Source organism: Methyloversatilis universalis FAM5, assembly GCF_000214035.2.
In the GTDB taxonomy this organism is placed as follows: domain Bacteria; phylum Pseudomonadota; class Gammaproteobacteria; order Burkholderiales; family Rhodocyclaceae; genus Methyloversatilis; species Methyloversatilis universalis.
Map to the genome: position 1 here is coordinate 1 of NZ_AFHG01000034.1, position 23987 is coordinate 23987.

Consider the following 23987-nt stretch of genomic DNA (forward strand, 5'->3'; position numbering starts at 1 on the left):
CACGTGGCGCGCAAGGTCAGCGGCAGCGCCGTCGATGGACGCACCGCGCGTGGCAAGGGCTACGCGATGAGTCTGCGCAGGCGAAAGATGATCGAAGAGGCCTTCGGCTGGATCAAGACGGTGGGTGGTCTGCGCAAGACGCGGCACAAGGGGCTGGAGAGGCTCTCCGGTCAGGCGCTGTTTGCGTTCGCGGCGTACAACCTGACTCGAATGCTGAGCCTGATGCGAACGGCTGCCGCGTAGAGGGATAGATGCGTCCGCTGCCTGGCGAGCAGCCGAATACGAGGGTGAGAGAACCCCGAATCACACGCCACGGCGCACTTCCGGTGCCGGAAAAAACGAGCGGAAGGACATGATCCGGAAGGATTCAAGGGTTTCTCACCAGCCTGTTAGGTAGATTTGTTACCCCTTCCACCATCGGCCGGCTGTTAGCCGTGTTTCCAGTCACTGTGAAGATGAGCGGCGTAGCCGCAACAACGGGAATAGAGGCTGTCAAGCAGATCGCAGAGCCAAGGGCAGCTATTGCGAGTGAGCGAATCTTCACCGATTCTCCTTGTTAGACGTTAAGTGAATTTCACAGCGACGCGGTACTTCCGAGACTGCTGCGAGGCCTAACGCCGCGTAAGAGGCAGCGGGACGAAGGAGCTTCAGAAAACTACACGGTTGTCCCCACTGTCCGCTTGAACGCATCGTTAGTCTTCAACGGCGGCAATTGGGGCGAGCACTGAATCTGCGATGGAGGCAACATTGGGCAGTGCAGTGGTGACTGTCGCTGCGGCCACAACCTGAGCCTCGATAAGGCGACGCTGGGACTCAGCCTCAAGTACTTCAACGACGGTGAGAATGGTGGACTCTCTGCGCATTGCCAGCGAGCGCGCTACCTCCCGTTCGTGGGGGAGAGGAAGCCTGTCCTCGTTCGGGAGGTTTGCGTCGGCCGCCATAAATTGCTGGACAATTCTCCAGCCCGCATAGAACAGTTGCATGAATGAATCGTCATATGGAATTGGGCAGACGATGATGTTCTTTGCATCATCCTTTCGGACTCGATCATTTCGACCTTGGCGCGTAGGTACGATGCCAACGCGAAGCCCGGGCTCAGCTCGGAGGTCAGCTGCGTTAACCTTAACGCTCGTGCCGATCCAGTTGTCTTGGCCCGTGTCGCCGACGAAGAGATCAGCTTTCCAAAGACCAGAAATGCTCTGGGGGAGCGCAAGTCGAGCGGCGGGGCGGCGGAAAGCGCTCGCGACCTGTTCGATGTGACGCCGCAGCTTGACGGGTCTACCGCGGGTCCCATAGAGAAGCTGCGAGCCATCCGTAAGATCTTGGATCACAGAATCTACAAGATTAAGCTTGCCTGTCTTCTCGACGGCGAATAGCAAAGAATTAATTTCTTGGCCGCGAATATTGCACAAACGTAGGGCGCTTTCGATTCGCTCCGCAATAAGAGGATCACGATTTCGAATGGCACTGTGGACGGCGTACTCAAAGCAGAGGCCAATATCGCCGTCTCCCTGGCGGTACAAGCGATTTAGCATTTTGAGCTTGACCTGCTGATATCCGCCCACTTCTGCGACCACATCCGCCTTCAACCCGTAGAGAAGTCCTTCCAGGATTGGGCGAATAACGGAGATCAATGCTGCAACTTCACTCTGGATCGGGTTGATTTGCTTCTGGATTCGAAGTTCCATGGAACTTTCCATTTAAGAATAAATTTGGGTGGACGAGATCTTTGTCCAATGAAATGAGTGCCGTCGAGATAAGCGCACAAACCGGGTACCAGACACGCATCTTTGAGGCATCGCGGGAAGTTAACTCATGATGCCGCTGTCCTTCAGCGAATCAGCCTTTTGGCCGATAGGATGACGGAAGTCGTGCGCTGCGCCGGCCGGTTCGACCTCTGCCCAACACGCAAAAGAAAAAGGGCCTGTCTCCCGACAGGCCCTTTCCGTTTCAGCGATGCGCCCTTGCGGGCTCAACCGTCAGCCGCAGCTCCCCACCGCCCCGCAGGCGGTGCAGAAATCGCAGCCGTCCTTGCGAATCACCGACTGGTTGCCGCACTCGTTGCACAGCGCACCCTGCATGAGCTTGGGTTCGTCGTCGCCGCGCGGGGCTTCGAGGATGCCCATTTCGCGCGTCGGGTAGCCGTCCTCGTCGAGGATGCCCAGCATCGCGTAGCGGTGGATGATGAGGCGGGCGACGTAGGCGACGGTCGAGGGCCAGTTCTGCTGGCGGCGGGTGCCGGGTACGAAGGCCATGAAGTCGCCCAGCGGTTCCGGGTAGCTGATGAGCTTGCGCAGCTTCATGCCTATCCAGGCCGGGTCCATCACGCGCATGTCGAGCGCGAGGATGCGGGTGAGGCCGTCGAGCGCGCGCGGGTAGTTGCCGGACAGCCACACCGAGTAGGGCCGGGTTTCGCCGCCGGGCAGGGTGATTTCCTTCAGGCCGAGCACGAAGTCTTCACCGGTGGCCGGGTTGCTGATGTCCACCGTCCAGCTCAGCGTACCGTCGGTGCCGGTCTTGGGCTCCTGCACCGCGAACAGCGTGTCGAGCACAGGCGTCGGCGCTTCGCGGTCGAGCGCGCCGAGCTTGTCGCAGCGGTAGCGGATCACGTTGGCGAAGGCGGCCACCGTGCCGGGCATGCGGCGCAGTTCGCCGGTCGGCGGGAAGGGCAGGTCGAAGGCGTCGCCGACGGTTTTCGCGAGCACGTCGAGCTTGAGCTTGAGCCAGCCCGGATCGTTGGCGCGCATGTCCATCGACAGCGTCTTGGCGACGGCGCCCAGGCCGCGCGGCTGGTTCGCGCCATTGACCCACACTTCGAAGGGCAGCGGCTGGATGCGGCCGTCCGGGCCTTCGTTTTCGGTGTGGCCGACGAACAGCGCGAATTCGCCACCCGGCGTCTTCAGCATATAGGTCCAGCTCGGATTGCCGTCGCTCATGTCCGGCCGGCCGGGCCAGCGCAGGCTGGCCAGCACCGGCGCCGGCAGCGCGCCGATGGACAGGCGCTGGTTGGCGCCGATGGCCGACAGTTCGACGTCGTGCGGCTGCTTCTTCTCTTCGGTCTTCGGCGTGTCGACCGACAGCACGCTGCCCAGCACGCTGTTCGGGCGGTAAGTGGCGAGGCCCTTGAGGCCGGCCTTCCAGGCCGCGAGGTAGAGGTCCTCGAAGTCGGCGTAGGGGTAGTCGGCCGGCACGTTCACCGTCTTGGAAATCGAGGTGTCGATGTAGGGAGCGACCGCGGCCACCATGTCCTTGTGGGCGGCGGCGGAAATTTCCAGCGCGGTGACGAACCAGGGCGGCAGCTTGTCGGTGTCGCCGCCCAGGTGCTTGTACAGGCGCCAGGCGTAGTCCTCGACCGCGTATTCCTTGAAGGTGCCGTCCGGCATGCGCTTCTTGCGGGTGTAGGTCCAGGAGAAGGGCGGTTCGATGCCGTTGCTGGCGTTGTCGGCAAAGGCCAGCGAAATGGTGCCGGTGGGCGCGATCGACAGCAGGTGCGAATTGCGCAGGCCATGCTTGCGGATCTGCTCCTTCACCTCGGCCGGCAGCCGCGACGCGAAGTTGCCGCCGGACAGGTACAGGTCGGCGTTGAACAGCGGGAAGCTGCCGCGCTCCTTCGCCAGCTCGACCGAGGCGAGATAGGCGGCGTCGCGCATGACTTCGGAAATGCGCGAGGCCATGAGCCGCGCTTCCTGCGAGTCGTAGCGCTGACGCAGCATGATGAGGGTGTCGCCAAGGCCGGTGAAGCCGAGGCCGACGCGGCGCTTGGCCATCGCTTCGTCATGCTGCTGCTGCAGCGGCCAGTGGGTGACGTCGAGCACGTTGTCCAGCATGCGGATGGCGACCGCCACCACTTCGCGGAAGCCGTCGAAGTCGAATTCCGCCGCTTCGGAGAAGGGCCGCTTCACGAAGCGCACCAGATTGATCGAACCCAGGTCGCAGCAGCCATAGGGCGGCAGCGGCTGTTCGGCGCAGGGGTTGGTGGCCTCGATGCGCTCGCAGTAGTACAGGTTGTTGTCGCGGTTGATGCGGTCGAGGAAGAGGATGCCCGGCTCGGCGTGGTCGTAGGTCGAGCGCATGATCTGGTCCCACAGATCGCGGGCGCGCGGCTTGGCATAGACCCACAGGCCGTCCTCGCGCTGGTAGGCGCCGGCCGCCTTCAGGTCGGGCGCCGGCTCGGCCTTGTGCACCAGTTCGACCGTGGTGTCGGCTTCGACCGCCTTCATGAACACGTCGGTCACGCCGACCGACACGTTGAAATTCGTGAGGTCGCCGCCGTCCTTGGCGTGGATGAACTGTTCGATGTCCGGGTGATCGCAGCGCAGCACGCCCATCTGGGCGCCGCGGCGGCTGCCGGCGGATTCCACCGTTTCGCACGAGCGGTCAAACACCCGCATGTAGCTGACCGGGCCGGAGGCGCGAGACTGCGTGCCGCGCACGCGGGCGCCGACCGGGCGGATGCTGGAGAAGTCGTAACCCACGCCGCCCCCGCGGCGCATGGTTTCGGCAGCCTGGGCGAGCGCGGTGTAGATGCCCGGGCGCTCGTCCTCGATTTCGGTGATCGAATCACCGACCGGCTGCACGAAGCAGTTGATCAGCGTGGCGGTGAGATTGGTGCCGGCGGCCGAACTGATGCGGCCGGCGGGCACGAAGCCGCGCTCCTGCGCCTCCAGGAATTTCGCTTCCCAGTGCGCGCGGCGGTCTTCGGATTCGGCTTGGGCGAGTGCTTTGGCCACGCGGCGGCGTACTTCGGCCACCGAGGTTTCGCCGCCCTTGGCGTACTTCTCGACCAGTACCTCGCCGGAAATTTCCTGGTCCGGCAGGCAGGCGATTTTTTCCTCTTCGGTCAGCGGGACAAGATCGATCTGTTGCATGTTTGGGCTCCTCCCTGACGTGAATCGCCAGGATTCTAGGCAGGTCTGTATCAGTGCGACAGCCTTGACATGCGTGCGTTCCGGCGGTCGCCCGCGCCGCTGCTGGCGTTGGCCGCGATCATGACGGCCGGTCGGGCAATTGCGGTGCAGCATGCCGGTGTAACAGCGGCCGGACGCGCGCTGCGCGCTTTCGCGCACGGCCTGCCGGCCGCTGTGCTGCACAGCGGAAAGTGACGCCGGCCACCGCGCTCTGTCATGATGCCGGCTCGCCGCCGGCGGTCACGCGCGGCAAACGCCTTCCTCCCCGAGCCTGCCATGCATCCCCTGTCACGACTGTTCTCGCACGCGCGCAACTACCGGCGCGAGGTGCGCATCGCATCTCTCTATTCGGTCCTGAACAAGTTCTTCGACGTGCTGCCCGAAGTGCTGATCGGCGTCGCGGTCGACGTGGTGGTGAACCAGAAGGCCTCGTTCCTCGCCCGCTTCGGCATCGTCGAGCCGAAGGACCAGCTCATGCTGCTGGCGCTCATCACCGTGTTCGTGTGGGTGGGCGAATCGCTGTTCCAGTACCTGTACGACGTGCGCTGGCGCGACCTCGCGCAGAACCTGCAGCACGATCTGCGCATGGAGGCCTACCGCCACGTGCAGAAGCTGGACATGGCCTACTTCGAGCGCAACCGCAGCGGCAATCTGCTGGCGGTGCTGAACGAGGACATCAACCAGATGGAGCGCTTCCTGAACGGCGGCGCCAACGACCTGATCCAGGTGTTCGTCGGTTCGCTGATGGTGGGCGGCGTGTTCTTCGTGCTGACGCACGAGCTGGCTTTCCTCGCGCTGGTGCCGGTGCCGCTCATCCTGTACGGCGCCTTCTGGTTCCAGCGCCGGCTCGCGCCGCGCTACGGCGCGGTGCGCGAGGCGGCCGGCGCGCTGGCCGCGCGGCTGAACAACAACATCCAGGGCATCGCCACGGTGAAGGCCTACGCCGCCGAAGACTACGAAGCGGGCCACATCGAACAGGGCTCGGACGACTACCGCGCGCGCAACGGCGAGGCGATCCGGCTGTCGGCGGCGATCACGCCGGTCATCCGCATGGCCATCCTTGCCGGCTTCACGGTCACGCTGCTGTACGGCGGTTTCATGGCGCTGAACGGCGACATCGGCGTCGGCAGCTATTCGGTGCTGGTGTATCTGACCCAGCGCCTGCTGTGGCCGCTGACCCGGCTGGCCGACCTGACCGATCTCTACCAGCGCTCGATGTCGTCGATCGAGCGGGTGATGAACCTGCTGCAGACGCCGGTGAACATCCGCTACGACGGCCGTGCGCTGCCGAAGGCCGAGGTGCGCGGTGAGCTGGCCTTCGAGGGCATCACCTTCGCCTATGAAGGCAGCTCGCGCCCGGCGCTGGACGGCGTGGACCTGCGCATCGGCGCCGGCCGCAGCGCGGCTTTCGTGGGCAGTACCGGCGGCGGCAAGAGCACGCTGATCAAGCTGCTGCTGCGCTTCTACGAGCCGCAGCAGGGCAGGGTGCTGCTCGACGGCGTGTCGGTGAATGAACTGAACCTGCAGGACCTGCGGCGGGCCATCGGCTATGTCGCGCAGGACACCTTTCTCGCCGACGCCTCGGTGGCGCAGAACATCGCCTACGGCATGCCGGACGCCAGCCGCGAAGCGGTGATCGAGGCAGCGAAGTCGGCCGAGGCGCACGACTTCATCGTTGCGCTGCCCCAGGGCTACGACACGCCGGTGGGCGAGCGGGGCATGCGCCTGTCCGGCGGCCAGCGGCAGCGGCTGGCGCTGGCGCGCGCAATACTCAAGAACCCGCCTATCCTGGTGCTGGACGAAGCCACGTCGGCGGTGGACAACGAAACCGAAGCCGCCATCCAGCGCTCGCTGGACCGGCTGGTGGTCGGCCGCACCACGCTCATCGTGGCGCACCGGCTGTCCACCGTGCGCCACGCCGACACCATTCATGTGATCGATGGCGGCCGCATCGCCGAATCCGGCACCCACGAAGAACTGCTGGCGCTCGACGGCCTGTACGCCTCGCTGTGGCGGTTGCAGACCGGCGAGCGGCGGGCACCTTCGCGGGTCTGAGCGCGGCCTGCGCGCTTTGTTGATCGAGGTCAGCATGGCCGGCGCGGCAGGGGCATAAAAAGTCGGGCAGACGGTGCAGCCGCGCACCGTCGGTCGCCCTTCCGGCATGGCCGGAGGCGGCCGGTCCTTCCTGCCGACGGAGCCTGTCATGACGCCCGCACGCCCAGCCTTCTGCCGCATCGAATCCTCCTCCATGCCGCTGCGCGCGCTGAAGCGCGCCGGCGTCGGACTGCTGCTCTGTGCCGCCGGTGTCGGCGGCAGCGCGCAGGCGGCGCCGAACGACACTTTCCGCAGCTGGAGCTATGTCTATCTGCCGGGTGGCGGGCTGCTGTCCGACGGTCAGCGCTGGGACGCCGATCCGTCGCTGTGGACCGCCTCCAGTTCCGCCTGGTACAGCGAGGCCAGTCACGCGCGTTCGCAGATCGGCTTCGAGGGCGGGCAGCTGGCCGCGAAGATCGAGGTGAGTGGCGCCTCTCCGGTGACCGGCCACGTGTATTCCGAACTGGTGTATCGCGATCAGGGCTTCGTGTGCGACGCCGGCAGCTGCGGCACCGCGGTGCCTTCGTCGGCCGCGGTCACGATCAACCTGAGGCAGGACGGCCGCTTCACCGAAGGCAGCGCCAACTACAGCGTGTCCTACAACCTGTGGACCGCCGGCACCGCCTACAGCTTCCATTTCGCGGTCCAGCAGGGTGAGATGCCGCTCGGGCCCTATGGCTGGTTCTCGACCGAGAACCTCATCACCGGTCAGACCACGCAGGAAAGCCTCTGGACCCGCAACGCGAGCGGGCAGCCGGTGCTCAACCCGCTGTTCAATCTGGTGTGGGAAGACGATGACCACGACGGCGTCTACAACTTCTCGTACGACCTCGCCTTCACCGTCGCCACCCAGGGCGTGGACCTGAAGGAACAGCTTTTCATGTCCGCCTATGTCTATGGCTCGCCCGGCGGGCAGTTCTTCGATTCGTACAACTCCTTCCACTCGACCTGGACGCCTGAGCCCGGCGTGACACTGACCGGCGCCGGCGGCCGGTCGGTGGTCGGGCCGGTGCCCGAGCCCGGCAGCTGGGCGCTGATGAGCGCCGGTCTGGGCGTGCTGACCGCAATTGCCACGCGGCGACGCCGCCGTCACGCCTGAGCGGCGCCCGCCCGCTGCACGCCTTGTCACATCCTTATCACGCGGCGCTTCATAAGCATCGCTGAAAGGATTGGTTCGCGCCGGCGCTGCGCCGATTCAGCATGCGTTCCCGAACGGCCCCATCCCCGGTGGCCGGCCATCAGACAGGGAGCAGCAGATGAATCGGATCAAGAGCGTCGGCCGCGGCTGGCTGCGCAAGGCCGCGCTGGCGGTACTGAGTGCAGGCCTGCTGGCCAGCGGCACGGCGAGCGCGCAGTCGGCGCCGAAGGAAGTGCGCATCGGCTTTCAGAAGTACGGCACGCTGGTCATCCTGAAGGCGCGCGGCACGCTGGAAAAGCGGCTGGCGGAGAAGGGCATCGAGGTGAAGTGGACCGAATTCCCCTTCGGCCCGCCACTGCTGGAGGCCATCAATCTGGGCAGCCTTGACGTGGGCACGGTCGGCGAGGCGCCGCCCATCTTCGCCCAGGCCGCCGGTGCCGACCTGGTCTATGTCGGCTACGAGCCGCCGGCCCCGTCAGCCGAGGCGCTGCTGGTGCCGAAGGATTCGCCGGTACGCAGCGTGGCCGAACTGAAGGGCAAGCGGGTGGCGGTGGCCAAGGGGTCGAACGCCAATTACCTGCTGGTGAAACTGCTGGAAAACGCAGGCCTCCGGTACGGCGACGTCGAGGTGTCCTACCTTGCGCCGGCCGATGCGCGCGCCGCGTTTGAAAGCGGCCGGGTGGCCGCCTGGGCGATCTGGGACCCGTTCTACGCCAGTGCCGAAAAGCAGCTCGGCGCCCGCGTGCTGGCCGACGGCAAGGGTGCGGTGGCCAATCACCAGTACTACCTGGCGTCGCGCGCGTTCGCGGAAAAGCACCCGGACATCGTGAACATCCTGATCGAGGAAATCGACCGGGTGGACCAGTGGGGCGCGCAGAACCCGAAGGAGGTGGCGAAGTTCATCGCGCCGCTGATCGGTGTCGACCTGCCGATCGCGGAAACCGCCGCCGGCCGCCTGGGCTATGGCATCAAGCCGGTCACGCCGGCGGTGCTGGCCGCCCAGCAGGCGATCGCCGACAAGTTCTTCGAGCTGAAGCTGGTGCCGAAACAGATCCGGGTGAGCGACGCGCTGCCGCGCGCGGCGAAGTAAGCGTTCTCATCACCGACAGAGGGCCAGACGCGCGATACGCCGCGTCCGGCCCTTTCCTTTTCAGCGCCGTGCCGGGCCGCCGCTGCCCACCGGCGTGGCCAGAGGCCAGTGCGCGCAGGCTTCGGTGCGCGCGCAGCCCAGCACTTCGTTCAACGGCCGCCGGTCGTCCAGCATGCGGAACAGGCCGGGCGCGGCCCAGGGTGCCTGGCCGTCGATGTTCGGCGCGCCACGCCCGGCCAGCAGATCGTCCAGCCACACGGTGCGGGTTTCGAACGAAATGCGGGTGAGGCCGGTGTGGTTGCCGACACCGGTGTGGGCGTGGGCGCCGGAAAAGGCGATCAGCGTGCCCGGCGGCACGAGCACCGGCTGCGCCCCGGCCGCGTCGACCGCCTCCTGCAGATGCGGAATCGCCTCGTCGGCGCCGACCGCGGTACGTCCGCCGGCGGCCGAGCGCTCCAGCAGGGCCCGCATGTCGAAGGCGGCGCTGCTGTTCTTCAGGGGGCGCGACCACAGTGCCGGATAGAGCGCCATCGTGCGGCCGGCGCTGACCGGGTAGATCGGCGCCCACCAGTTGGTCTGCGCGTACAGATTGGAGCCCCAGGTGTCGCGGTGGAAGGCGACGGTGGCGGTGCTGGCGTGGCGGGCGCACACGCTGCCTGGCGCGCGGTGCGGCTGGAAGCGCAGGTGCAGCCGGTCGCAGGCGATGCGCGCCGGGTCCAGTCCCAGCGATGCCAGCAGCGCGCGCCAGATGCGCCGGGTGTCGGCCGACGCGGTGAAGGCGCGCTGCAGCGCGGTCAGCGTATCGATCTGCTGCGCCGGCGTCAGGTGTTCGTGCAGCCGCTGCGGGTCGTGCGGCCGCAGCGCCTCTTCAACCAGCCCGCGCGCATGCGCCACCAGTTCAGTCATCGCCGCGTTGCCGGCGATCTCGACGATGTCGCCACGGTAAATGCGGTCGTGGAAGTCGCGCGCGGATGAAGGCGGCGTAAGGGCGTCGGTCATGGAATTGGGCAGAAGCGAGGGCAGCGGCGAGGGCATTCGGCGATGACTATATCCGCTGTCTTTCCGGCGGGGTGAGGCCGTGCCGCTCATGCATCCATTCCGGTCCGGAGTGCTGCGCATCGCAAATCACTTGCAACGCTTTGCTTCGGAAAAATGCTTGGTTCCCTCCGGAGGGCGGCATCCCTAGCCTGCGCGGACTTGTCATAACAAGTTATTCGAAATGTCGAAAAGCAATCCCGCGCTGATGCTGTTGCCGGACGCGCCGTCGCCGCTGTATGCACGGCTGACCGAGCTGCTGCGGCTGCGCATCCTCGATGGCACCTATCCGCCGCACGGCCGCATGCCGTCCGAAAGCGAACTGTGCGCGATGTTCGGCGTGAGCCGCATCACCGTGCGTCAGGCGCTGGGCGACCTGCAGAAAGCCGGCCTCATCTTCCGCATACACGGCAAGGGCACCTTCGTGTCGCGCCCGAAGGCCTTCCAGAACGTGACCGCGCTCGAAGGTTTCGGCGAAGCCATGTCGCGCATGGGCTACGAAATCATCAACCGGGTGGATCGCCTGCACGACCTGCCGGCCGACGCCCGGGTGGCGCAGAAGCTGGGTCTGGCCGAAGGCGACCCGGTGACCGAAATCCGCCGCGTGCGCCTGCTCAACCGCGAACCGGTGTCGCTGGAACTGACCTGGCTGCCGGCCGCGCTGGGCGAGCGCCTGAACCGGCACGAACTGGTCACGCGCGACATTTTCCTGATGCTGGAGAACGACTGCGGTGTGCCGCTGGGCCATGCCGACATCGCGATGGACGCGGTGCTGGCTGACGAGGACCTGATGCAGGCGCTGCAGATCGAGGAGGGCGCGCCGGTGATGCATATCGAGCGCCTCACCCATGCCGCCGACGGCCGCCCGGTCGATTACGAACATCTTTATTTCCGCGGCGACGCCTTCCAGTACCGCTTCCGCGTCGATCGCGCACCGCGCAGGGAGGGCCGCGCATGAGTACCGCTGATACCCGCATCCACGAATACGACCTGGTGGTGGTCGGTGGCGGCACCGCCGGCCCGATGGCCGCGATCAAGGCCAAGGAGCGCAACCCTGCGCTGCGCGTGCTGCTGCTGGACAAGGCGCACGTGAAGCGCAGCGGCGCGATCTCTATGGGCATGGATGGTCTGAACAACGCAGTCATCCCGGGCCACGCCACGCCCGAGCAGTACACGAAGGAAATCACCATCGCCAACGACGGCATCGTCAATCAGGCGACCGTGTATGCCTACGCGAAGCACAGCTTCGCCACCATCGAACAGCTGGACCGCTGGGGTGTGCGCTTCGAGCGCGACGAAACCGGCGACTACGCGGTGAAGAAGGTGCACCACATGGGCGCCTACGTGCTGCCGATGCCGGAAGGGCACGACGTGAAGAAGGTGCTGTACCGCCAGCTCAAGCGCGCCCGTGTCGCCATCACCAACCGCATCGTCGCCACCCGGCTGCTGCAGGGCGACGACGGTGCCATCGCCGGCGTGATGGGTTTCGACTGCCGCACTGCGGAGTTCCACGTGATCCGCGCCAAGGCGGTGGTGCTGGCCTGCGGCGCGGCGGGCCGGCTGGGCCTGCCGGCCTCCGGCTATCTGATGGGCACTTACGAGAACCCGACCAATGCCGGCGACGGCTACGCGATGGCATATCACGCCGGCGCCGAACTGGCCAATCTCGAGTGCTTCCAGATCAATCCGCTGATCAAGGACTACAACGGCCCGGCCTGCGCCTACGTGACCGGGCCGCTGGGCGGCTTCACCGCCAACAGCCGCGGCCAGCGGTTCATCGAGTGTGACTACTGGAGCGGCCAGATGATGTGGGAGTTCTGGCAGGAGCTGCAGGGCGGCAACGGCCCGGTATTCCTGAAGCTCGACCATCTGGCCGAAGAAACCATACAGACCATCGAAACCATCCTGCACTCGAACGAGCGGCCCAGCCGCGGCGAGTTCCACGCCGGCCGCGGCACCGATTACCGGCGCGACATGGTCGAGATGCACATATCGGAAATCGGTTTCTGCAGCGGCCACAGCGCCTCCGGCGTGTGGGTGAACGAGCGCGCCGAAACATCGGTGCCCGGCCTGTACGCGGCCGGCGACATGGCGGCGGTGCCGCACAACTACATGCTGGGCGCTTTCACGTACGGCTGGTTCGCCGGCGAGAACGCGGCCGACTACATCGCCGGCCGCGCCTTTGCTGCAGTCGATGGCGCCCAGGTCGAGCGCGCACAGGCGCGCGTGCTCGCGCCGCTGCTGCGCGAGCAGGGGCTGGCGCCGGCCCAGGTCGAATACAAGCTGCGCCGCTTCGTGAACGACTATCTGCAGCCGCCCAAGGTCACCCGCAAGATGGACATCGCGCTGGACCGCTTCGACGGCATCCGCGACGACCTGGAGCAGCTGCACGCCACCAGCCCGCACGAACTGATGCGCGCAGCCGAAGTGTCGGTCATCCGCGACTGCGCCGAAATGGCGGCGCGCGCCTCGCTGTTCCGCACCGAAAGCCGCTGGGGCCTCTACCACTACCGGGTCGATCACCCGCAGCGCAACGACGCCGACTGGTTCTGCCACGCCCATCTGAAAAAGGATGACGCCGGCCGCATGAGCAGTTTCAAGCGCGCGGTCGAGCCCTACATCGTGCCGATCGACAGCCAGGAGCGCACCGCGTACGACCGGCTGCGCGTCGCCGCCACGCCGCAGCCGGCGCTCGCCTGAGAGGACACACCATGACTTTCACCTTCCGCGAAACCACCCAGCGCAGTGCCGCACCGGTCACGGTCGATCACGACAAGTGCATCGCCGACAAGGGCTGCACCGTCTGCGTCGACGTGTGCCCGCTGGACCTGCTCGCCATCGATCCGGACACCGGCAAGGCCTACATGAAGTTCGACGAGTGCTGGTACTGCATGCCGTGCGCGAAGGACTGTCCGACCGGCGCCGTGCGGGTCGAGATTCCCTATCTGCTGCGCTGAATCGCGTCCGCCGGTGCCGGCCGGACGGTCCGGTCAGCGTTCATTCACATCACGATTGCAGGAGAAAAAACAGATGAAGATCACCTCGCTTCTGGCCGGCCTTGCGCTGGCATTCACGGCCGGCGCCGCGTCGGCCGCCGAAACCATACGCATCGCCATCGGCACCCAGGACACCACCATCAATTGCGCCACCGGCGGCCTGCTGGTGCGCGAACTGAAGCTGCTCGAAAAATACCTGCCGCGCGACGGCAGGTACAAGGACGTGCAGTACGACATCCAGTGGCGCAACTTCACGTCGGGTGCGCCGCTCACCAATGAGATGGTGGCGGACAAGCTGGACTTCGGCGCCATGGCCGACTTCCCGGGTTCGCTGAACGGCGCCGCCCATCTGAAGGCGGGCAAGAAGAGCATTTTCCTGTCGGTGCTGTCGGGCAGCACCATAGGCAGCGGCAACGGCATCGTCGTGCCGAGCGGCTCGGCGGTGCAGTCGGTGGCCGAACTGAAGGGCAAGCAGATTTCGGTGCCCTTCGCCTCGACCGCGCACGGCCTGCTGCTGCGCGCGCTGAACGCGCAGGGCTGGGACGTCGAGCGCGACGTGACCATCGTCACCCAGGCGCCGGAAGTGGCCGGCAGCGCACTGCAGGCGAACAAGATCGACGCGCACGCCAACTTCGTGCCCTTCGCCGACCTGTTCCCCTACCGCGGCTTCGCTCGCAAGATCTACGACGGCGCGCAGTCGAACGCAGCCACCTTCCACGGTGCGCTGGTCAATGCCGACTACGCGAAGAAGTATCCGGAAATCGTGGTCGCCTATCTGCGCGCGAGCATCGAGGCAGACCGCCTGATCGCCGCCGAGCCGGAAAAGTACAGCGAACTGATCGCCAAAGTGACCGGCATCGAAGCCGAGGTGAACTATCTGTTCCACGGTCCGCTGGGCCTGCAGACGCGCGATCTGTCCTGGAAGCCGGAATACCGCCAGGCGCTGGCCACTTCGATCGACACGCTGCGCCTGCTCAAGCGTCACGACTCCGACCTGACCGCCGACACCTTCATCGACGACCAGTACGTGCGTGCCGCATTCAAGGCCGCCGGTCTGGACTACGACGCCCAGCTGAAGAACTACGACAAGCTGGCGCTGAAGGCGAAGGATGCGCTGACCGGCAAGGCGATCGAAGATCCGAAGCGCGTGGCGCAGGTGTGGGTGCAGGGCGAGCCGCTGGTGCGTCATTACGCATCGCCGGAAAACGCCTTCGCCGACGTGAAGAAGATCGAGGCCGCCGGCAAGAAGGTGCGCGTGGTGTTCGCGCATGACCGCAATCTGGGCATCAAGCTGCTGGCGAATCAGGCCTGGTTCGCGACCGACGCAAAGGGGCAGATCAACGCCTTCCTGCTGAAGGACGCCGCGACCGCGTGGGCGCAGGCCAACAAGGGCAAGGTGCTGGATTTCGCGGCGGTGCGCGGGCAGGCCGCCACGCTGGCTTCGGCACAGTAAGCGGAGGGCGGCCGACCATGTCTCTGCCTGACACGCTGGCCGCCGGGCTGGCGGGCCCGGCGGCACCGGTGTCCGGTCAGCCGCGGCGCCTGCCGCGCTGGCCGGCCGGGCGGCTGACGGCTTTCGCCCTGGGCGCGCTGTCGCTGCTGGCCAGCCTGCTGCTCTGGCATGCGCTGGCGACTTCGCGCGCCCATCTGGGCTTCATCACCTTCGCCCATGTGCCGCCGCCGTCCGAAGTGCTGGAGGCCGGCATCGAACTGCTGAGCTCGCCCAAGCTGTCGCTGCACGTCGGCCACAGCCTCGCGCGCATCGGCGCCGGCTATCTGTCGGCGGCGCTGGCCGGTGTCGGCCTGGGCCTGCTGATCGGACGCTTCCGCTGGGCCGCGCGTGCGCTGCTGCCGCCGCTGGAAGTGCTGCGCCCGATACCGGCGGTGGCCTGGATTCCGCTTGCCATCCTGATGTTTCCGTCGACCGAGGTGTCGATGATGTTCATCACCTTCACCGGTGCGATATTTCCCATCCTGCTGAACACCATACACGGCGTCGAGGCGGTCGATCCGCGGCTGGTGGCGTCGGCGCGCAGTCTGGGTACGCGCGGTCCGCGGCTGTTCGCCGAGGTCATCCTGCCGTCGGCCGCACCCGGCATCTTTACCGGGCTGTCCATCGGCATGGGCACCTGCTGGTTCTGCCTGGTGTCGGCGGAAATGATTTCCGGCCAGTTCGGCATCGGCTATTACACCTGGGAGTCCTACACCTTGCAGAACTACGCCGGCATCGTCGTGGGCATGCTGTTCATCGGCGCCTTCGGCATGGCCAGCAGCGCGCTGGTGCGCTGGCTGGGCCATTTCGCCACGCCCTGGTACCGGCTGCAGGAGAAAAAGGCATGACAACGGTCGTCCATCTGCGCGGCCGGGTCGACATCCAGCATCTGGAGATCGAATTCGGTCAGGGCACCTCGCGCTTCAAGGCGGTCAGCGACGTGTCGTTCGCCGCCAGCACCGGCGAATTCATCTGCCTGCTCGGCCCTTCGGGCTGTGGCAAATCGACGGTGCTGGGTGCGCTCGCCGGCCACATCGTGCCGAGCGCCGGACGCCTGCTGCTCGACGGCGAGGCCATCAACGGTCCGCATCCGGACCGCGGTCTGGTGTTCCAGCAGCACACGCTGTTCCCGTGGAAGAGCGTGCTCGACAACGTGGCCTTCGGCCTGAAGATGCAGGGCGTGCCGGGACCGGAGCGCACCTGGCGTGCGCGCGAGCTGATCGAGCTGGTCGGCCTCAAGGGCTTCGAACGCCACTACCCGTCGCAACTGTCGGGCGGCATGCAGCAGCGGGTGGAAATCGCGCGCGTGCTGATCAACCAGCCGCGCGTGCTGCTGATGGACGAGCCCTTCGGCGCGCTCGACGCGCAGACCCGGCTGAAGATGCAGCAACTGCTGCTCGACGTATGGGCGCGCATCCGCACCACGGTGCTGTTCGTCACCCATGACATCGACGAGGCGCTGTTCCTGGCTGACCGCATCCTGGTCATGAGTGCGCGGCCCGGCCGCATCATCGACGACATCCGGGTGCCATTCGACCGTCCGCGCGACGCCCGGCTCACCACCACGCATTCCTTCAACACGCTGAAGCGGCGCTGCCTCGAACTGCTGCACCCGGACAGCGGCCAGCCCACGCTGGACCGCCTGTCTCCGCTGGGCGACGCCACGGCCATGCTGCCGGCGCTGTCCATGTCCGATACCCGATTCGCGATCTGAACCGAATTTCATGAGCTTCGAACTGCTGCAGGACACGCTGAACGACGACGACATTGCCGGACTGGCGCAGCGTCTGGACCACCCGGACGAAGCGGTGCGCCGCATCGCAGTGTTGGATCTGGCCGAACAGGAAGATCCGGCGCTGCTGCCGCTGATCGCCCGTGCGCTGGCCGGCGATGCTTCGCCCACCGTGCGCCGCGAGGCGGCCGAGCGGCTGGGCGGCTGGGAAGACGATGCGGTGGTGACCGCGCTGTGCGACGCGCTGGATGACGACGCGCCCGAGGTGCGCACGGCGGCCGCGCAGACGCTGTCCGGCCTGAAGACGGGCGAGGCGGCTGAGGTGCTGCTGGCGCGTCTGACCCACCCGGCGCCCTTCGTGCGCAGTGCGGTGCTGCGCGCGCTGCGCGAACTGCGCCTGCCGCAGGCGGCCGCGCCCGCACTGGCGTTGACCCGAGATGCCGACGCCGCCGTGCGGCGCGAGGCAGTTGGCGTGCTGGGCTGGTTGCGATTGGACCATGCGCTGCCCCGGCTGGCCGAACTGGCCGAGCGGGATCCGGATGCCGGTGTGCGCCGTGCTGCGGTGGGTGCACTGGCTGTCGAGGGCGCAGCGGCCGGCGCGCTGCTGGCGGCGCTGCGCGACAGTGCCTGGCAGGTGCGCGAAGAGGCGGCCATCACGCTGGGCAAGCTGCGCGTGGCCGAGGCGGTCGATGCGCTGGATGCGGCATTGCGCGACGAATACTGGCAGGTGCGACTGCAGGCGGCGCGCGCGCTTGGCCGGCTGCAGGCGGTCGGGGCGCTGCCCGGTCTGGCCGCGCTGATCACGCATCCGATCAGCAATCTGCGCAAGGAAGTGGTGCTGGCACTGGGCGAACTGCGGCACGCCGCCGCCCGCCCGCTGCTGCAGCAGGCCCAGACTGACCCCGATCCGGAAGTGCGCAAGGCGGCGCGCATCGCGCTCGCCCAGGTCGACGCCGCGAGCGCCTGATCGCGGCCTTCCGGCCGCGCTGCCTCAGCCGGCGTCGGCCAGCAGGTGATTGACCGCGGTGGCCGCGTGCCGCCGCAGTTCCGGTATCGCGGTGGCTTCCCAGAACTGGGCGCGCAGCAGCGGGCCGACGTAGTACAGGCCTTCCACCGGCTGGCCACCGGCGTCCAGTGCGCGACAGTGCGGATCGACCATCAGGCCCAGCTTCAGCGCGTCCTGCGTGAGCAGCCCGCCGGTGATCAGGCGGTGCAGCAGCGGTGCGCGCTGGGCGTCGATGCGGTGGCCGGGGCCGGTACAGTTCACGATGCGATCCACTTCGAGTGCCTGCGGACCGTGGCGGGCGTCGTCCCAGCGCGCGGTCAGTCCGGCGTCGCCGGCCGATACCGCGCGCAGGCGGCCGGCGCGCACGGTGAGGCGGCCGTCTTCCAGCATCGCGTTCATGGCGTTGAACGGTTCGGGTGCGGTGCGGTGGCGCAGCACCTCCCAGTGCGGGCGCAGGTGGCGCATGAAGCGGCGCTTTTCGGTGTCGTTCAGGCTCTGCCACAGCGCCGGCGTGATCGCGCGCAGCGAGCCGATCACGTCGCGCCAGTCTATGCAGGCCTTTTCGGCCTGAGCGACCGCTGCGCGCAGCAACTTCAGCAGACGACGGGCGCTTCGGGCCTGCAGCAGCGCGTCGCGGTCCAGCGGGATGGTGGCCGGCGGCGCGTCCTGCGCGCGGTGCGAACGCGGCAGCAGGCCGCGCCGCGACAGGGCGGTGATCGGTCCGCGGTGGCCGCGGCGCTTCAGGTCGACCACCACGTCCAGCATGGTGAGGCCGCTGCCCAGGATGAGCACGCGCTCGTCGCCGTCGATGCGCTCCAGCGCGCCCGGCGACCACGGATCGTTGATGTAGGCCGGGGCCATGCCCACCAGCGCCGGCAGCGGCGCGACCGGACTCAGATGGCCCATGGCCAGGATGACCGCATCGGCCGGCAGCGTGCTGCCGTCGGCCAGCGTGAGCGCAAAGCCGCCTGCCGGGCGGCGGTCGATGGCATCGACCCGTGCGGTGACGATGCGCAGCCGGTTCGCGTGTCCGGCCGCGGCCGAGCGCAGCCGGCTTTCCAGATATTCGCCGTACAGCATGCGCGGCACGAAGGCGCTCGCGCGGTAGCGGTGGCCATTGTCTTCGAGGTAGCGGACGAAATCGCCTTCCTGCGCCGGGTCCATGCCGAGGCGGCCGGCCGGTACGTTGAGCAGGTGCAGCGGCGAACGGGTGCCGTAGGCCAGCCCGCGGGCAATCGGCCCGGAGGCGTTGATCAGATGAATCTGCCAGTCATTGTCGGCGTGATCGCCCGAGCGGGCGAGCAGCTGACAGGCGCAGGCGGTGCCGCTGAAACCGGCACCGATGATGACGAGCGTGCGCACGCGGACCCCTTTCGGCTGGACGACCGGTACGCGGGCGCGCACCGGGTGAACGGCCGACTATAGCGTCCGTCGGGCGCCGCTTCCGTGACCGCTGCCTGCTGCGAAGCCGGTGCGTCGTGACGCAGTTCCGCCTGCGGCGGAGATGCCGTTTTCAGGCGGCAAGCTGAGCCAGCGCGTTGCGCACCTGAGAGCGGCTGCGTGCCGCGTAGATGACCGGCAGCCCGTTCGCGCTCGCCAGCTTGCGCACGCGGGCTGCCATGCCGTGATTGACGTGGTCGATCAGCAGCACGATGCCGCGCAGGTCACGCGGCAGAGGCTGGTGGTGATCGGCGGCACGGCGGCCGCTCCAGTGGTGCAGGCGGTCGACGCCGGCTTCACGCGCCGAATCCGCGAACTGGTTGGGGTGGTCTCCGCCGACGACGAGGATGGCCATCTGATGCACTCCGGATTGCGATGGCATGACCTTACGGGCCGCCCGCGGCCGGGGGAACTGAATTGTTCTGCGCTGCATTTTCTGCAGAGCTTTGCCGGCTGAGGCCTGTGCGCCGCAATGCCGTGCACGAAAAAAGGCCCGGCCGGAGCCGGGCCTTTCGCTGCCGGGGCGCGGTACGCTTACTTCGGCTGCGGCGTCAGGCGCAGATAGGGGCGCACCGCCTTGTAGCCGGCGGGGAAGCGGCGGGCGATCTCGTCCGGGTCCTGCAGCGACGGCACGATGACCACGTCGTCGCCATGCTTCCAGTTGCCGGGCGTGGCGACCGAATGCTTGTCGGTCAGCTGCAGCGAATCGATCACGCGCAGCACCTCGTCGAAGTTGCGGCCGGTGCTGGCCGGGTAGGTAATGATGAGGCGCACCTTCTTGTTCGGATCGATGATGAACAGCGAACGCACGGTGAGCGTGGCGTTGGCGTTCGGATGGATCATGTCGTACAGCTCGCTCACCTTGCGGTCGCCGTCGGCGATGATCGGGAAGTTCACCGTGGTGTTCTGGGTGTCGTTGATGTCGGCGATCCACTTGTGATGCGAATCGACCGGATCCACCGACAGCGCGATCGCCTTCACGCCGCGCTTGTCGAATTCACCCTTCAGCTTGGCAGTCAGGCCGAGTTCGGTGGTGCACACCGGCGTGAAGTCGGCCGGGTGCGAGAACAGCACGCCCCAGCTGTTGCCGAGCCATTCATGGAAGCGGATGCGGCCGGCGCTGGAATCCTGTTCGAAATCGGGGGCGATGTCGCCGAGTCGGATGGTCATGGTTCTGTCCTCCTGAGTGTTTGAAAGAGCGCGGGCAAAGCTGCCGCACCCGCAGTGCGCCGAGTCAGGCCGCTAGAGCGTCGCGCGCGACTGGCGGCGCAGCTTCGCCAGCCAGCCGTGCCGGCGGGGCGCCGGCTCGGTGTCTTCCGCCAGCGAACCGAGCGGAAGGTCACGCTGTGCATGATGCATCAATCTGAACAGCCGCAGGCACTGCGGCCAGGGCCCGGCGTGCCGCGCCGGATCGATGTCGCCCAGCGCGCTGCTCAGCACCAGCCGGCTGCCCCAGCGCTCGGCCCACTGGCTGGCGCTGATCAGCCGCAGGTCCGGATCGCGGTCATGCGCCACCAGCAGTGTGGTAAACCCGGGTGGCACCTGCGGCAGCAGGCCGGATACCGACGGATGGCGCGGCCGGCCGTCCTCGCCTTCGGTGATCAGACCGTCGGCGCTGTAGCGTTCCGGATTGGCCGGCGCCACCAGCAGCGCACCGGCCACCCGGTCGGTGCGATCGCAGGCGGCCAGCAGTGCCGCGAGGCAGCCGAAGCCGTGTGCGACGATCCAGACCGGGCCGGCGGCCCGGTCGATGGCCCGTTTGACGCGGCCGGCCCAGTGCGCGAGCACCGGCTCGTTCCAGTCGTCCTGTTCGACCCGCTGGCTGCCGGCCAGTTCGTGTTCCAGCCATGACAGCCAGTGTTCCGGCGGCGCGCCGTGCAGGCCGGGAACGATGAGGATAGTGGCGCTCATGGCGAAAGGTCCGGATGCCGGGTCGGTGCCGTGCTCAGCCGCCGATGCGGGCGATGGACACTTCGGTCGACTTCACCAGCGCGACCACCTCGACACCCGGCTTCAGGCCGAGTTCGTCGACCGAACGGGTGGTGATGACCGAGGTCACGATGCCGGCCGGCGTGTCGACGTCGACCTCGCTGACCACGTCGCCGCGGACGATCTCCTTGATTTTGCCCTTGAACTGGTTGCGTACATTGATTGCGGTGATGGCCATGGTGGAATCCTTTCTCAGATGGCAAACGAAATGTGGGCGATGCCCGATGTCCGGACGTCGTGCGACGTCGCGGAAGGTTCGATGGGGGGCGCTTCGAGAACGCGCTGCAGGATGCGCGCCTCGTAGGCCGAAAAGCCGGTGCTGGCACGCTCGCGCGGCCGGGCCAGGCGGATGTCGAGGTCGAGCGCGACCGCGCCGTCCTCGATCAGCAACACGCGGTCGGCCAGTGCCACCGCCTCCTGCACGTCGTGCGTGACCAGGATGGCGGTGAAGCCCTGTTCCTGCCACAGCGACTCGATCAGCTGCTGCATTTCGATGCGGGTGAGCGCATCGAGCGCGCCCAGCGGTTCGTCCAGCAGCAGCAGGCGCGGCGAATGCACCAGCGCGCGGGACAGCGCGATGCGCTGGCGCTGGCCGCCGGACAGCTGAGCCGGCCAGTCGCGCTCGCGGTCGGCCAGACCGACGCGCGCCAGCACTTCGCGGGCGCGGCGCCGGAAGGCCGGTGCGAGTCCCAGCGACACGTTGTCGATCACCCGCTTCCAGGGCAGCAGGCGCGCATCCTGGAACATGATGCGCACGTCGTCGGCGCTGCCGTCTATCTTCAGCGCGCCTTCGCTGGCGGCGTCGAGGCCGGCCAGCAGGCGCAGCAGGGTGCTCTTGCCGCAGCCGCTGCGGCCGACGATGGCGACGAACTCGCCCGGACGGATGTCGAGGTCTATGCCCTTGAGCACCCGGCGTTCGCCGAAGGTCTTGCCGACGCCGCGCAGCGTCACCGCGGCACCGTTGATCACGCGTTCGGCGGCGCGCACTTCTGAATTCTCTTCGGGGGAAAAGTACATGGCGCCCACCTCAGCGTGACTGGTAGTTCGGATGCCACTGCAGCCACACGCGCTCCAGCGTGCGGGCCAGCAGGTCGGCCAGCTTGCCGAGCAGTGCGTACAGCAGGATGCCGACCAGCACCACGTCGGTCATCAGGAACTCGCGCGCATTCATGGTCATGTAGCCGATGCCTTCCTGCGCCGAAATCGTTTCGGCGACGATCAGGATGACCCACATGAAACCGAGCGAAAAACGCACGCCGACCAGGATGGAGGGCAGCGCGCCCGGCAGGATGATGTCGCGGTACAGCGCCCAGCCGCGCAGACCGTAGGCACGGCCCATCTCGATCAGTCCGGCGTCGACCGAGCGGATGCCGTGGAAGGTGTTGATGTAGACCGGGAAGAACACGCCCAGCGACACCAGGAACAGCTTGGCGGTCTCGTCGATGCCGAACCACAGGATGACCAGCGGAATCAGCGCCAGCGGCGGAATGTTGCGGATCATCTGCACCGTGGTGTCGAGCAGGGTTTCGACCCGTTTCCACGAACCGGTGGCCAGGCCCAGCAGCAGGCCAAGGCCGCCGCCGATGGCGAAGCCGCTCAGCGCGCGCTGCGCGCTCACCAGCACGTGGCGCCACAGTTCGCCGCTGACCGCCAGTGTCCAGAAGGCTTTCAGCACGTCGAGCGGCGCCGGCAGCACGCGGCTGGACAGCCAGCCGGTCTGGGCGGCGACCTGCCACAGCACGAGCAGGGTGATCGGCAGGCTCCAGGGCAGCAGTTTCTGCCGCAGCTGCGAAAGCGAGGTAAATGTCCGGTTACTCATGTCATGTCTTCAGGAATAGATGGATGGTTCGGGGACGCGGTCGTCCAGCACCCAGCGACCGATGTCCTGCAGCTTGTAGTCGAGGTTGTCGTGCAGCGTGTGCACCCGCACGTTGCGCCAGTAGCGGTCGTGGCCGTAGCGGGCCGCGGTGGCGCGCGCACCCATCAGTTCGAAGATGCGCGAGGTCACGTCGAGCGCGGCGCGGCCGGCGGCGATCTTGGCCTGCCAGATCAGCAGCGCGACCTCGCCGCGTTCGCGTGCGTCCAGCGCATCGCCGCGCTCCCACGCGCGCTGCAGTGCCGCTTCGGCCTGCTGTGCCAGCGCCAGCGCACCGCGGTAGGCGATCCACAGTTCGGCGAAGCGCACCTGGCCGTAGGGATCGTCGGCGGCACGCGAAACGCCGCTGGCGAACCACGGACGCGCTTCGTGCTGCACGTAGTGCCAGGCGGCGCGCAGCGCGCCCTGCGTGTTGCCCAGATAGATTTCGGTCAGGATGAGCTGCGACACCAGCGTGCGCAGCGTGGCCCGCGGCGTGCCGCGGGTGCCCGGCGGGCCGAGGATTTCGTCAGCCTCGACGCGTACCTTTTCGAAGGTGACGGTGCCGCTGTCGGTCTGGCGCTGGCCGAGGTTGTCCCAGTCGTCGTGCACTGTGATGCCAGCGCGGTCGGTCGGCAGGCTGATGAACACGCGGTCGGCCGGGTCGTCGCCGCGCGGCGCGGTCACGTTCAGCATGTCGGAACCGGTGGCGCCGGAGCAGAAGGACTTCACGCCGTCGAGCAGGAAGTGGTCGCCCGCCGGCGTCAGCCGGATGCGGGTGTCCAGACCGTTGGTGGCGTTGCCCCAGAACCAGCCCTTCGTCACCGTGTCACCGAGCAGGCGGGCCTGCTGGGCCGGGTTGGCGAACAGCCGTACGCTGGCCACCTGCAGGTGCTGGAAGCCGAACAGGTGAGCGAGCGAACTGTCGGCTTCGGCGAAGCGGCGGATGATGGCGTAGATCTGCGGCCAGGGCAGTCCGGCGCCGCCGAACTCCGCCGGCACCGCCAGCGTGAGCAGACCGCTGTCGCGCAGAAGCTGGCGCTCGGCCCAGGCGGTGCCGCCGGCGCGGTCGCGCTCGGCGGCGGTGGCTTCGAGCCCGCGCGCGGTCCGTTCGACCGCTTCGGTGTGGGCGCCGAAATCGCGGTCGAACAGATGGGTGGCGTCGCCACGTTCGAGCTGGCGGCTGATGTCGGGAGCATTCATCGCGGCAACC

General features: G+C 67.3%; 22 protein-coding genes. 11 read left to right on the forward strand and 11 right to left on the reverse strand.

What is annotated here, in order from left to right; translation table 11 throughout:
* A partial coding sequence (locus tag METUNV1_RS05250) for a transposase (RefSeq protein WP_043359135.1) occupies nt 1–243 on the forward strand: 243 nt, incomplete at its 5' end.
* A gap of 449 nt (nt 244–692) precedes the next feature.
* Here the strand turns inward: METUNV1_RS05250 and METUNV1_RS05255 are convergent.
* Together METUNV1_RS05255 and METUNV1_RS05260 are read right to left on the reverse strand one after the other, a co-directional pair.
* The gene (locus METUNV1_RS05255) at nt 693–1688 is read right to left on the reverse strand and encodes a hypothetical protein (protein WP_043359137.1); all 996 of its coding nucleotides are present in this window, start codon (nt 1686–1688) and stop codon (nt 693–695) included.
* 291 nt (nt 1689–1979) lie between these two features.
* Nucleotides 1980–4868 (reverse strand): adenosylcobalamin-dependent ribonucleoside-diphosphate reductase, encoded by a 2889-nt coding sequence (locus tag METUNV1_RS05260; protein ID WP_008059579.1) that lies wholly within the window; start codon nt 4866–4868, stop codon nt 1980–1982.
* 315 nt (nt 4869–5183) lie between these two features.
* Between METUNV1_RS05260 and METUNV1_RS05265 the strand changes: the two genes are divergently transcribed.
* The 3 genes from METUNV1_RS05265 to METUNV1_RS05275 all read left to right on the forward strand — a co-directional run bounded on the left by METUNV1_RS05265 (nt 5184) and on the right by METUNV1_RS05275 (nt 9229).
* Nucleotides 5184–6962, forward strand: coding sequence for an ABC transporter ATP-binding protein (locus METUNV1_RS05265; RefSeq protein ID WP_008059585.1), 1779 nt, complete (start codon nt 5184–5186; stop codon nt 6960–6962).
* Nucleotides 6963–7110: 148 nt separating this feature from the next.
* Nucleotides 7111–8100, forward strand: a complete 990-nt coding sequence (locus tag METUNV1_RS05270; protein ID WP_232416253.1) for a PEP-CTERM sorting domain-containing protein — start codon at nt 7111–7113, stop codon at nt 8098–8100.
* Nucleotides 8101–8257: 157 nt separating this feature from the next.
* Nucleotides 8258–9229 (forward strand): sulfonate ABC transporter substrate-binding protein, encoded by a 972-nt coding sequence (locus METUNV1_RS05275; RefSeq protein WP_008059587.1) that lies wholly within the window; start codon nt 8258–8260, stop codon nt 9227–9229.
* Nucleotides 9230–9289: 60 nt separating this feature from the next.
* Here the strand turns inward: METUNV1_RS05275 and METUNV1_RS05280 are convergent, their stop codons facing one another.
* Nucleotides 9290–10228 (reverse strand): hypothetical protein, encoded by a 939-nt coding sequence (locus METUNV1_RS05280; protein ID WP_043359145.1) that lies wholly within the window; start codon nt 10226–10228, stop codon nt 9290–9292.
* 220 nt (nt 10229–10448) lie between these two features.
* Here METUNV1_RS05280 and METUNV1_RS05285 point away from each other — a divergent pair, with 220 nt between their 5' ends.
* From METUNV1_RS05285 to METUNV1_RS05315, 7 genes are all read left to right on the forward strand, one after another.
* Nucleotides 10449–11222, forward strand: a complete 774-nt coding sequence (locus tag METUNV1_RS05285; RefSeq protein WP_008059589.1) for a GntR family transcriptional regulator — start codon at nt 10449–10451, stop codon at nt 11220–11222.
* The gene (locus tag METUNV1_RS05290) at nt 11219–12964 is read left to right on the forward strand and encodes a fumarate reductase/succinate dehydrogenase flavoprotein subunit (RefSeq protein WP_008059590.1); all 1746 of its coding nucleotides are present in this window, start codon (nt 11219–11221) and stop codon (nt 12962–12964) included. The genes METUNV1_RS05285 and METUNV1_RS05290 overlap by 4 nt, the downstream gene beginning before the upstream one ends.
* Before the next feature lie 11 nt (nt 12965–12975).
* Nucleotides 12976–13221, forward strand: coding sequence for a 4Fe-4S dicluster domain-containing protein (locus tag METUNV1_RS05295; RefSeq protein ID WP_008059591.1), 246 nt, complete (start codon nt 12976–12978; stop codon nt 13219–13221).
* A 73-nt stretch (nt 13222–13294) separates the two neighbouring features.
* A complete protein-coding gene (locus tag METUNV1_RS05300) occupies nt 13295–14713 on the forward strand; it encodes an ABC transporter substrate-binding protein (RefSeq protein ID WP_008059592.1) in 1419 nt (472 codons plus the stop codon).
* Between the two features lie 17 nt (nt 14714–14730).
* Nucleotides 14731–15600 carry an ABC transporter permease gene (locus METUNV1_RS05305; protein ID WP_008059594.1) on the forward strand — a complete coding sequence of 290 codons (870 nt, stop codon included), beginning with the start codon at nt 14731–14733 and terminating at the stop codon, nt 15598–15600.
* Nucleotides 15597–16466, forward strand: coding sequence for an ABC transporter ATP-binding protein (locus METUNV1_RS05310; protein ID WP_008059595.1), 870 nt, complete (start codon nt 15597–15599; stop codon nt 16464–16466). Before METUNV1_RS05305 ends, METUNV1_RS05310 begins: the two co-directional genes overlap by 4 nt.
* A gap of 10 nt (nt 16467–16476) precedes the next feature.
* Nucleotides 16477–17451 (forward strand): HEAT repeat domain-containing protein, encoded by a 975-nt coding sequence (locus METUNV1_RS05315; RefSeq protein ID WP_008059596.1) that lies wholly within the window; start codon nt 16477–16479, stop codon nt 17449–17451.
* A gap of 24 nt (nt 17452–17475) precedes the next feature.
* On the opposite strand, the gene METUNV1_RS05320 is transcribed toward METUNV1_RS05315, so the two are convergent.
* The 8 genes from METUNV1_RS05320 to METUNV1_RS05355 all read right to left on the reverse strand — a co-directional run bounded on the left by METUNV1_RS05320 (nt 17476) and on the right by METUNV1_RS05355 (nt 23977).
* Nucleotides 17476–18852 (reverse strand): FAD/NAD(P)-binding protein, encoded by a 1377-nt coding sequence (locus METUNV1_RS05320; protein WP_008059597.1) that lies wholly within the window; start codon nt 18850–18852, stop codon nt 17476–17478.
* Between the two features lie 151 nt (nt 18853–19003).
* Nucleotides 19004–19285 (reverse strand): DUF2325 domain-containing protein, encoded by a 282-nt coding sequence (locus METUNV1_RS05325; protein WP_008059598.1) that lies wholly within the window; start codon nt 19283–19285, stop codon nt 19004–19006.
* A gap of 179 nt (nt 19286–19464) precedes the next feature.
* Nucleotides 19465–20100 carry a peroxiredoxin gene (locus METUNV1_RS05330; protein WP_008059599.1) on the reverse strand — a complete coding sequence of 212 codons (636 nt, stop codon included), beginning with the start codon at nt 20098–20100 and terminating at the stop codon, nt 19465–19467.
* A 72-nt stretch (nt 20101–20172) separates the two neighbouring features.
* The gene (locus METUNV1_RS05335) at nt 20173–20841 is read right to left on the reverse strand and encodes an RBBP9/YdeN family alpha/beta hydrolase (protein WP_008059601.1); all 669 of its coding nucleotides are present in this window, start codon (nt 20839–20841) and stop codon (nt 20173–20175) included.
* Between the two features lie 34 nt (nt 20842–20875).
* Entirely contained in the window at nt 20876–21097 is a 222-nt protein-coding gene (locus tag METUNV1_RS05340; protein WP_008059602.1) for a TOBE domain-containing protein, read from the reverse strand.
* Nucleotides 21098–21111: 14 nt separating this feature from the next.
* Complete coding sequence (locus METUNV1_RS05345) at nt 21112–21936, reverse strand: ATP-binding cassette domain-containing protein (RefSeq protein WP_043359139.1); 825 nt, start codon at nt 21934–21936, stop codon at nt 21112–21114.
* Between the two features lie 10 nt (nt 21937–21946).
* Nucleotides 21947–22738 carry an aliphatic sulfonate ABC transporter permease SsuC gene (gene ssuC, locus METUNV1_RS05350; protein ID WP_008059604.1) on the reverse strand — a complete coding sequence of 264 codons (792 nt, stop codon included), beginning with the start codon at nt 22736–22738 and terminating at the stop codon, nt 21947–21949.
* Between the two features lie 9 nt (nt 22739–22747).
* Nucleotides 22748–23977: an acyl-CoA dehydrogenase family protein gene (locus tag METUNV1_RS05355; protein WP_008059605.1), complete on the reverse strand. Its 1230-nt coding sequence runs from the start codon at nt 23975–23977 to the stop codon at nt 22748–22750.
* Nucleotides 23978–23987 lie beyond the last annotated feature (10 nt).

Coding starts and splice junctions, on each gene's coding strand:
- METUNV1_RS05255 (WP_043359137.1), bottom strand. CDS start 1,688: ATGGAACTTCGAATCCAGAAGCAAATCAACCCGATCCAGAGTGAAGTT.
- METUNV1_RS05260 (WP_008059579.1), bottom strand. CDS start 4,868: ATGCAACAGATCGATCTTGTCCCGCTGACCGAAGAGGAAAAAATCGCC.
- METUNV1_RS05265 (WP_008059585.1), top strand. CDS start 5,184: ATGCATCCCCTGTCACGACTGTTCTCGCACGCGCGCAACTACCGGCGC.
- METUNV1_RS05270 (WP_232416253.1), top strand. CDS start 7,111: ATGACGCCCGCACGCCCAGCCTTCTGCCGCATCGAATCCTCCTCCATG.
- METUNV1_RS05275 (WP_008059587.1), top strand. CDS start 8,258: ATGAATCGGATCAAGAGCGTCGGCCGCGGCTGGCTGCGCAAGGCCGCG.
- METUNV1_RS05280 (WP_043359145.1), bottom strand. CDS start 10,228: ATGACCGACGCCCTTACGCCGCCTTCATCCGCGCGCGACTTCCACGAC.
- METUNV1_RS05285 (WP_008059589.1), top strand. CDS start 10,449: ATGTCGAAAAGCAATCCCGCGCTGATGCTGTTGCCGGACGCGCCGTCG.
- METUNV1_RS05290 (WP_008059590.1), top strand. CDS start 11,219: ATGAGTACCGCTGATACCCGCATCCACGAATACGACCTGGTGGTGGTC.
- METUNV1_RS05295 (WP_008059591.1), top strand. CDS start 12,976: ATGACTTTCACCTTCCGCGAAACCACCCAGCGCAGTGCCGCACCGGTC.
- METUNV1_RS05300 (WP_008059592.1), top strand. CDS start 13,295: ATGAAGATCACCTCGCTTCTGGCCGGCCTTGCGCTGGCATTCACGGCC.
- METUNV1_RS05305 (WP_008059594.1), top strand. CDS start 14,731: ATGTCTCTGCCTGACACGCTGGCCGCCGGGCTGGCGGGCCCGGCGGCA.
- METUNV1_RS05310 (WP_008059595.1), top strand. CDS start 15,597: ATGACAACGGTCGTCCATCTGCGCGGCCGGGTCGACATCCAGCATCTG.
- METUNV1_RS05315 (WP_008059596.1), top strand. CDS start 16,477: ATGAGCTTCGAACTGCTGCAGGACACGCTGAACGACGACGACATTGCC.
- METUNV1_RS05325 (WP_008059598.1), bottom strand. CDS start 19,285: ATGGCCATCCTCGTCGTCGGCGGAGACCACCCCAACCAGTTCGCGGAT.
- METUNV1_RS05330 (WP_008059599.1), bottom strand. CDS start 20,100: ATGACCATCCGACTCGGCGACATCGCCCCCGATTTCGAACAGGATTCC.
- METUNV1_RS05335 (WP_008059601.1), bottom strand. CDS start 20,841: ATGAGCGCCACTATCCTCATCGTTCCCGGCCTGCACGGCGCGCCGCCG.
- METUNV1_RS05340 (WP_008059602.1), bottom strand. CDS start 21,097: ATGGCCATCACCGCAATCAATGTACGCAACCAGTTCAAGGGCAAAATC.
- METUNV1_RS05345 (WP_043359139.1), bottom strand. CDS start 21,936: ATGTACTTTTCCCCCGAAGAGAATTCAGAAGTGCGCGCCGCCGAACGC.
- ssuC (WP_008059604.1), bottom strand. CDS start 22,738: ATGAGTAACCGGACATTTACCTCGCTTTCGCAGCTGCGGCAGAAACTG.
- METUNV1_RS05355 (WP_008059605.1), bottom strand. CDS start 23,977: ATGAATGCTCCCGACATCAGCCGCCAGCTCGAACGTGGCGACGCCACC.